This is a genomic window from Robertmurraya dakarensis (assembly GCF_900156875.1).
In the GTDB taxonomy this organism is placed as follows: domain Bacteria; phylum Bacillota; class Bacilli; order Bacillales; family Cytobacillaceae; genus Robertmurraya; species Robertmurraya dakarensis.
In genome coordinates this window covers 499,013-507,240 of sequence record NZ_LT707408.1, presented here as the reverse complement: position 1 = coordinate 507,240, position 8,228 = coordinate 499,013, and the positions used below count along the sequence as shown (strand labels likewise).

General features: G+C 33.3%; 6 protein-coding genes and 1 pseudogene. 3 read left to right on the top strand and 4 right to left on the bottom strand.

Translation table 11 applies throughout. The features are described from left to right. Positions 1-207: MFS transporter (locus CZ487_RS03495; RefSeq protein WP_161949599.1), on the top strand; the 207-nt coding region annotated here is incomplete at its 5' end. A gap of 536 nt (positions 208-743) precedes the next feature. Here the strand turns inward: CZ487_RS03495 and CZ487_RS03490 are convergent. The 3 genes from CZ487_RS03490 to CZ487_RS03485 all read right to left on the bottom strand — a co-directional run bounded on the left by CZ487_RS03490 (position 744) and on the right by CZ487_RS03485 (position 3,420). Continuing rightward, positions 744-2,303: a diguanylate cyclase domain-containing protein gene (locus CZ487_RS03490; RefSeq protein WP_077210839.1), complete on the bottom strand. Its 1,560-nt coding sequence runs from the start codon at positions 2,301-2,303 to the stop codon at positions 744-746. Next, complete coding sequence (locus tag CZ487_RS27020; RefSeq protein ID WP_154676008.1) at positions 2,260-2,430, bottom strand: hypothetical protein; 171 nt, start codon at positions 2,428-2,430, stop codon at positions 2,260-2,262. The genes CZ487_RS03490 and CZ487_RS27020 overlap by 44 nt, the downstream gene beginning before the upstream one ends. Before the next feature lie 357 nt (positions 2,431-2,787). After that, complete coding sequence (locus tag CZ487_RS03485; protein WP_237562795.1) at positions 2,788-3,420, bottom strand: HD-GYP domain-containing protein; 633 nt, start codon at positions 3,418-3,420, stop codon at positions 2,788-2,790. A gap of 930 nt (positions 3,421-4,350) precedes the next feature. On the opposite strand from CZ487_RS03485, the gene CZ487_RS03480 reads away from it, so the two are divergent. Both CZ487_RS03480 and CZ487_RS27920 read left to right on the top strand, forming a co-directional pair. After that, the gene (locus CZ487_RS03480; RefSeq protein WP_077210838.1) at positions 4,351-4,665 is read left to right on the top strand and encodes a CBO0543 family protein; all 315 of its coding nucleotides are present in this window, start codon (positions 4,351-4,353) and stop codon (positions 4,663-4,665) included. 160 nt (positions 4,666-4,825) lie between these two features. Then, positions 4,826-5,290: a CBO0543 family protein gene (locus tag CZ487_RS27920; protein ID WP_419865701.1), complete on the top strand. Its 465-nt coding sequence runs from the start codon at positions 4,826-4,828 to the stop codon at positions 5,288-5,290. A 472-nt stretch (positions 5,291-5,762) separates the two neighbouring features. Here the strand turns inward: CZ487_RS27920 and CZ487_RS03465 are convergent. After that, positions 5,763-7,868: pseudogene (locus CZ487_RS03465) on the bottom strand (sensor domain-containing protein). Between the last annotated feature and the right edge of the window lie 360 nt (positions 7,869-8,228).

Here is an 8,228-nt window from a genome sequence, read left to right as displayed (position 1 = left end):
ATAGCTATGCAAGGAGAAGTATTAGGCTATAATACGAGCCTACGCTTTTTTGGGAATATTATCGGACCAATGATGGGTGGATTTGTTTCAGGCTACTTTGGTTTCTCAGCGGTATTTTATATCACAAGCGCCATCCTTCTTGTGAGTGCTCTTCTCCTATTAGCAGCAAAGCAAAAACATCATGAAGTAGTTAAGAATACAGCATAAAAGGGGCTGTCCAAAAAAGTCAGGTAACTGACCTTTGACAGCCCTTTGTATTTTTTAGTAGTTGGTTAAAAGATTTGTTGATTTCCAGAAAAAAGAATCCCAAAAAGACAACTAGCTCCTACATTCAAATCCTACAATAACTATCTAATCACACCATCTTTGATATTGAAACACTAATTCCAGAAAATCATGCCGCTCATTTAGTCGTTGAAATGGTCGCACTGTTCAAATGAACAGTTATTCTTATTATAAAAATGGGGGACGAAAAGTTCCTTACATCCCAAAATGATGCTTAGAATATCTGTATTCTGTATATGTATTCTTAGAAGGTGTACTTCAGCCGAAGAATCGAAACATTGGTTAAAGAAAACATTCCAGCCAGATGGTTAGATGCGATGCCACAACCTGACAGACTAAGGGCATTTTTTAGAGAGACCCTATATGGATTTTTATAAATTGTTCAGAAATCATGAACGTGCATTTTTGTATGGTCATTCAACAAATAAAACATCAAATAAATTAGTGGAGAGTCTTTGTCAATCATTTAAAGGCTTGATTGAATAGGTGTCTCGACCATCTTCTTTTGCCTCATAAAGGGCTAAATCTGCATGTTTAAATAGCTTCTTTTCAGTCGTTCCTATTCGCGGATTTATTACTGCTCCGAGACTAGAGGTGACATTTAATTTCAGACCATTAATATTCCAAGGCTCATGAATAGCATTTTGAATCCCCTCTACTAATGGAATAACCTCATCCTCTGAATCAATATTTCGCAACAAAATGATAAATTCATCTCCACCGAGCCTTGCTACTGAATCTATGTCACGTATTTGATTTTTTAGTCGTTTACCGAATTCAACTATAACCATATCGCCTATATCATGACCTAGATTATCATTAATGTCCTTGAATTTATCAATGTCCAGTAACATTACGGCAAATGACCCTTTTGTTTCAATCTCATTCAACGCCTTCGAAAGTTGTTCTGAAATGGACCTCCGATTAGGTAAGCCTGTTAAGGGATCATGAAATGCAAGATGCTTAAGTTTAGATTCGTATTCTTTTTGCAACTGAATATCTCTAGAAATACAGACCATATGTTGAAACAGACCGTCCTCATCATTAAATACAGGTGTACCATGCATTTCAAACCAAACCCACCCTTTGGTTTGGTGTTTAATTTTCATTTGTAACTTCCATGCCTCTCCGGTTTTGATAGAGTGGGAAATCGTATAAAAAAATTGATCTCTATCCTGAGGGTGCACATTATGGAAAAAGAACTTTCCGATGTATTCCTCTACTTTAAGGGGCGAAACCTTCTCATGCGAAGGTGAAGCGTAAATGATGAGCCCTTTATCATCAAGCAACATGATTAAATCTTGAGCATTTTCAGCTATTATACGTTCACGCTTTTCGCTTTCTTTATATTTTTTAGTTACCTTTTCAAATTCCGTTACATCCTTTAATATTCCGTATACACCTACCACTTCTTTGTTAACAAGGATTGGGGTGAACTTCAACATAACTTCTACACGTTCCCCAGTTTTGTGTAGAATCCCCATTCGATATGTGGCGAAATTCCCTTTTATGGCTTTTTGAAAATGTTTTTGAGTCACATCTATATCAGTTTGGCTTACTAATGATGTGATCTTAGAATCTATTAATTCCTGTATTGAATAACCAGTTATACTCTCTACTGCTATGTTTCCATCTACAATATGACCTTCTAAATCCAAAGAAAAAATAGCATCTGGATTATGGTGAAACAAAGAGCGATAACGTTGTCTACCCTCGCTAAGTTGATTCCAATATTCTTTAATTTCCAGCTCGGCCCTTTTTTTCTCCGTAGTATCCTGAACGATTGCTAAAATGTGTGTGCACTCGCCTCGGTCATCAAAGAAAGGTGTTAATTTTGTTTTAGAGTAAAATTTCTCGCCAAGTGGCGTTTCAAAAGAATCTTCATAGATCACACTCTCTCTACTTAAAACGACTCTAATGTAATGTTCACGTAAAAAATTGGCTTCATCCTCCGTGTAGACCTCGCAAATGGATTTATCTAAAATTAGCTTTTGATAATCCTGTTTTCTCCATTGCAACTTGATTTATAAATTCATAAGAAAAGATAGAGTTCTCTTCAACTCTTATAATGAAAATCATCTCGTCAAAGCCGTCCATAAGCACTTGGTCAAACGACAATTCTATTGTTTTTGTTTTAGTATTCATCTGAGCACAGAATATCCCCTTTTTTGTAAGAGTTGTGATCTATAGTGGGGAAGGAATAATGCTCTAGTATCAGCGCATTTCCTGCTTTATCCCCTTTCTTTTATACAAGATTTTCTATTTTGCAATATAGAAAATCTCTAATATTTTTCATTATAAAAGAATTCTTTTTGAACTAGAGTTATTTATATCACGCTATTAATTTACCTAAAGACGTATCGATAATATTTAATCAAATAGTAAGAAATGAGCACTTTTATAATATAAGCTGACGTTGACCTTTTATTATAAAAGTTAGGACCAAGAAAAAATTTGACCTCAAAAAAGAACCGTCAGAGACGGTCTTATAGCAAGGGTGCTTTAGATAACTTTGATTGCTGCACTATCCGTTGACTCTCTTTCTTCTAATTGATCTTCAAACAGAGCTAGAAATACATCTGCAATATAAGGGTCAAATTGAGTGCCCTTATTGTTTCGAATCACATTCAGAGTAAAAGCTAAGTCGAGTTTCTCTCGATAGACCCGTTTGCTCGTCATTGCATCAAAAGTATCAGCAACGGCCACAATTCGGGCAAATAGTGGGATTTGTTCTCCTTTGAGTCCTTTGGCATAACCTTTCCCATCATATCTCTCGTGGTGGTACAAAATAATATCTAGGACACCATTACTATGAAAATCCGATATATGTTTAACCATGTTAAACCCAATTGTAGGGTGGCTTTTAATGATTTCATATTCTTCGTCAGTTAGTTTTCCATTTTTCATTAATACATGCTCTTGTATCCCGATTTTGCCGGTATCATGCAACAATGATCCTTTACGTAAAATTTCGCAAGAGGCTTTTGGTAACCCCATTTTCTCAGCTATTTGAACAGCATATTTAGCTACATTTTCTGAATGGTTTAATGTATACGGGTCTCTGGAATCTAACGCATTTGCAAGAGCTGTGGTTAATTCTAAATTATCTACTTTGATTTTTTGAACAGACTTCATTAATCCAGACGAGATAGATGTTATTAAAGAAATAGGTAAATAAATGAATGAGGAAAACAACTAGGGCAGAGCTTGATTCATCTGGCATAAGAAAATGTCTGAACATTACCACGATGGTCGTAATTAAGATTTAAAAACCATATTGGATTTTTATAAAAGCCGATTCCCAAACATATAACAGAAAGAATAAATAGGATATAAAAGCTTGTATGAGGAATTAAAATAAAGCTGTTCATAACAATACCAAGAATAAAAAAGATAAAAAAGCCATAGCGGAAGTAAGAGGGGTTACTAAGTAATTGGCTAATAATAGTTCTCCTCCTAATCAATACAATTCTTGAATATATAATTTAGTGTAAAACCACCTTCAAAAGTTTAACATGAATAATTGTGTAAACTTTTATGATATATTTTTCAGAAAATTAAATATAAAGCCCCTTATCGTTATGCTCTTACCTCACCACAGGTATGAAACGGCTTACAATCTTTTGTATGAAAGGAAATCAATTTTCCTGCATTTAATAACAGAAATTGTGGAACAAATGAATCTTTTAGTATAAAGGTCAACGATTGAAATTGCGCAAGCGGAGATAAAAACTAAAGATTCTCTTGCATAGGAAGCGATTTGCTTTTGAAAACAGGTTCGCAAGTAGAAAATGTTTACGAGTATTAGGATCAGGTAATGAATTGGTTTTAAACTCATGATATAACAGCATTCTTTACTTAGTTATGCCTTTTAAATTATTAAAGTTTTCCCCTACGAGCTGTTCCACAGCAGCAATCTTTTTAGACATCATTTATTCCTAAAGAGATTTTAAAAGAACTGATCTCCTTTTCATAACTTTGAGTAATTGAACTGTTATAGGTTATTTTTTCCACGTGCAAGAATAAATTCACATGGTATCTCACATATTATTGAAGGTGAGCTACATGGAATTAGATTACGGGGTTCTTATTATATTATGGATTATCATGCCTATAGTACTTTGGAATGTGATCCCTAGAGATCGACTGCGGGAAGCAATTGCTGTTTTTTTGTTTTTTCAAATGTTAACATGGCTGTTTAGTATTGGTCTAACCTATGCAGAGTTACTCAATGCACCTGTGCGTTTTTTTAAACATGCAACGAAAATCAATTTTACAATGGAATACCTAGTGTTTCCTACTATAGCCATTCTATTTCAGTTGAGTTTCCCGAAAAAAGCTAATTTTATTAGACGGTATTTCATTATCTGTTCTGGGTAGGCATTATTCTATTTTGGATGCTCATATTAGGAACATTGACAAATATCATGGATATTAAGATTGATAGCCTTATAAGAAGTTTCTTTAACTTTATTATTGAATTATGGTTATGCCGTCGTTATGCTTTGTGGATGATGAAACAACCAGAGTCTAAAGAGGTATGAAACTAATGAAAATAGAGCTTATGATTTTATATATTATATATTCATGTATTTTTATTTCGTTAGCATTTATACCAAAAGGTAAATGGAGAGAGGCCAGCATTGCCTTTTTATTTCAACAGTGTATAACTTGGTTTCTTGGACTAATTCCTGTTCAACTACATTTACTTGAATACCCTGTTAGGGAATTTCCTACAGTTAATGGTACAAGCTTTTTATTTGAATTCTTAGCCTATCCGGTGATTTCAATTTTCTTCTGTATTTATTACCCACAAACAAGTAGTAAAAGGAAGAAGTTCTTATATGCAAGTGGGTTTAGTACAGCAATAACGATATCAGAAGTGATATTTGAAAAGTATACGGATCTCATTACTTATATACATTGGGGGTGGTATGTTTCGTGGTTATCATATACGCAACCTTATCTTTATTGTGGATATTTTATAAATGGTATTTTAAATTGAATGTATAAGTATAAGACCTCTTATGAGGAGGATATCTCTACAATGGGGGTTACCACTCAAACATTAGATACACCTTCGGTAAAAATGAAACACTATCGCTCCAATCTTTTCGGGACATACCGATATACGTTTCATCAATGAAGAAAGTGGAAACGTTTAGAGTGGATTATAATAATAGAAAAAAGCTCCAGGATGAATGTAGAAAAAGAAAAGATTCATAGACAATCAACCCTAGATTGAAACTGAATATGATTCTTTGAAGCCCTGAAGCCCGAATATGAAGTATGTAAGAAAGACGGGTACTTCTATTGAAGAGAGCAGAATAGCAATTAATGATCCCTTATGTTAGTTGTTAACTTAAAATGATTCATCTAAAGTTTATGTTAAGAAGGTAGAGAAGTTACTTCTATTAATGGCTTTCCCACTATTGTATGTTCTATCTAGAAAATATCGATAACACTATACTTATTCGCTATACAGACAATTTTAACTGTCCCAAAAGTTTTTCAAACTCTGATTTAGGGAGGGGTTTACTTACATAAAAACCTTGAACCTCATCACATCCTAAATCCCTTAAAAGTTCAATGACTTCCATCGTTTCCGTACCTTCAGCCACTACATTCAAGTTTAATTAATGTGAAAGAAATATCATTGCTTTCACAATCGCAATATCATCATTGTTTATAGTAATTTCTTGAATAAATGCACGGTCGATTTTCAAAGAAGTGATGGGGAATTTTCGTAAATAATTAAGAGATGAATACCCTTTTCCAAAATCATCTAAGGCGATATATACACCTATTTCTCTTAGTCTCTTTAGAGATTCCATACATTCATCAGTATTACCTAAAAAACTACCTTCAGTAATTTCAATTTCAAGTAACTCTGGTGCTAATTCAGTTTTCTTTAAAACATCTTCTACTTTCTTTACAAAATTTGAAAGGCGAAAATGCAATGGTGAAATATTTACTGCCACACGTAGCGGAGTGGAGTCTTTGATTCTACAATCATTCCACTCTTTATTTTGAAGACACGCCTGCTCTAACACCCATTCATCAATTTTTATTATAAATCCTGTATCTTCTGCAATTGGAATAAATTTATCTGGAGACACGTTGCCTAGAACGGGATTCTTCCAACGCAAAAGTACTTCCATTGAATTTATTTCATCGGTTACTAAATCTAGCTTTGGCTGAAAGTATAGCTCAAACTCCTTATTTTTGATGGCTTGTCTTAAGTGATTTTCAATTAATAAAAACTCCTCATGATGTTGATTCATTTTAGAATCATATAATTCGAATGTATTTCTTCCGTTTGATTTTGCAACAAACATTGCTGTATCTGCATTTTTTAATAATGTATCGAAATCCTCTCCGTGTTCTGGGAAAATACTTATACCGATACTTGGGGTTGCAGTTATCTGAAATGAATTAGTAAGGGTAAACGCTTCTTCAAAGATGGATAATATTTCTTGACCGTATTGGTTAATCGTTTTATTATCAATATTCGAAAACACAATGATAAACTCATCCCCTGCAAAACGGAATATAGAACCCTTTGAACCGATGCCCTTCCTTAATCTATTAGAAACTTCTTTAATTAAAATGTCTCCAGTATTATGACCTAAGGAGTCGTTAATCTGTTTAAACCTATCAATATCTAAGAAAAAAACTGCAAACCTTTTATTTCTATTGTTCGCTATATGGATAAGTTTGAGCATATCCTCATTCATTTTTCTTCTATTCGGGAGGTTTGTTAATAAATCATGATAGGCCATGTATTTAATTTCTTTCTCCGCGTCAACAAGCTCGGTTATATCACTAACACAGCCAATTACCTCAACCACTTGGTCCTTTTCATAGATAGGAGATAAGTAAGTTAGTAATGATCTTTGCTTAAATGAATGTGTAAAAGTAACAGGTTCTCCTAAGAAGGCTTGTTCATATTTTTTCTGTAATATTTCTGCTATCTCTAAAGGGAAAAGTTCTTTTGGACTTTTGTAGTACATGTCAAATTCATCTATACCTAATTTGTTTGCTAACATTCCTCCACTAAGAGTATAAATGAATTCATAATTAGGTTTTCTTTCAACTTTGAAAATAAGATTATTCATGGAATTTACAACTAATTTAAAATCATTTTGTAGTGCTTCTACTAACCTTTCTTGTGCTAGTTTCCCCTCTGTAATGTCTGTCCGTAAGGAAATATACATAACCGCTTTATCATTTTGATCTTTAATTGGAACAACAGTTGTTTTTACCCAATAAAATGAACCGTCCTTTGCTTTGTTTTTAACCTCACCCTCCCAAACTTCTCCTTTTCCAATCGTTTTCCACATATTTTTAAAAAAGGATTTATCATGATGGGCCGAATTAATAAGTCTATGACTTTTTCCTAGTAATTCTTTACGACTAAATTTAGAGATTTCACAGAATTTATCATTTACATAGAGAATATTCCCTTTAACATCAGTTGCAGCTACAATAATGGATGAATCTAGGGCATATTGTAGATTAGATAAATCATTAAGGACTTGTCCAAGATGCTCTTCGAATTGTAGGTATTCAAATTCATTCATATTTTTATTTAGAAAACCCTGTATTGGATTTAATAGATTGTTTATATTAATTTTCTCAAATAATGCATTCATGGATTATTCACCTAATTTTCTATTGTGCTAACAGTATTTATATGTATACATCACTCTTAGCTATCTTTCGAGCGAAAATTCACATTAATACAATGTTACCTATTTTATAAGTGTATTTCAATGCTGCCGAGATTTATCACTACACACAAATTGTTTACCGAAATCTCGCTAAAATTATTAAAGATTATCCTTGAGATAATGATCGATGGAAAAATATATTGTTATTAGCTTTTTCTTGTATTTCCACTTTTCCACTTGATATAAGTAAGCAAACGAGTAATTTCCCAC

What these genes read in the sequence shown, in the direction of transcription:
- CZ487_RS03480 (WP_077210838.1), top strand. Translation starts at nt 4,351, where the DNA reads ATGGAATTAGATTACGGGGTTCTTATTATATTATGGATTATCATGCCT.
- CZ487_RS27020 (WP_154676008.1), bottom strand. Translation starts at nt 2,430, where the DNA reads ATGAATACTAAAACAAAAACAATAGAATTGTCGTTTGACCAAGTGCTT.
- CZ487_RS27920 (WP_419865701.1), top strand. Translation starts at nt 4,826, where the DNA reads ATGAAACTAATGAAAATAGAGCTTATGATTTTATATATTATATATTCA.
- CZ487_RS03485 (WP_237562795.1), bottom strand. Translation starts at nt 3,420, where the DNA reads ATGAAGTCTGTTCAAAAAATCAAAGTAGATAATTTAGAATTAACCACA.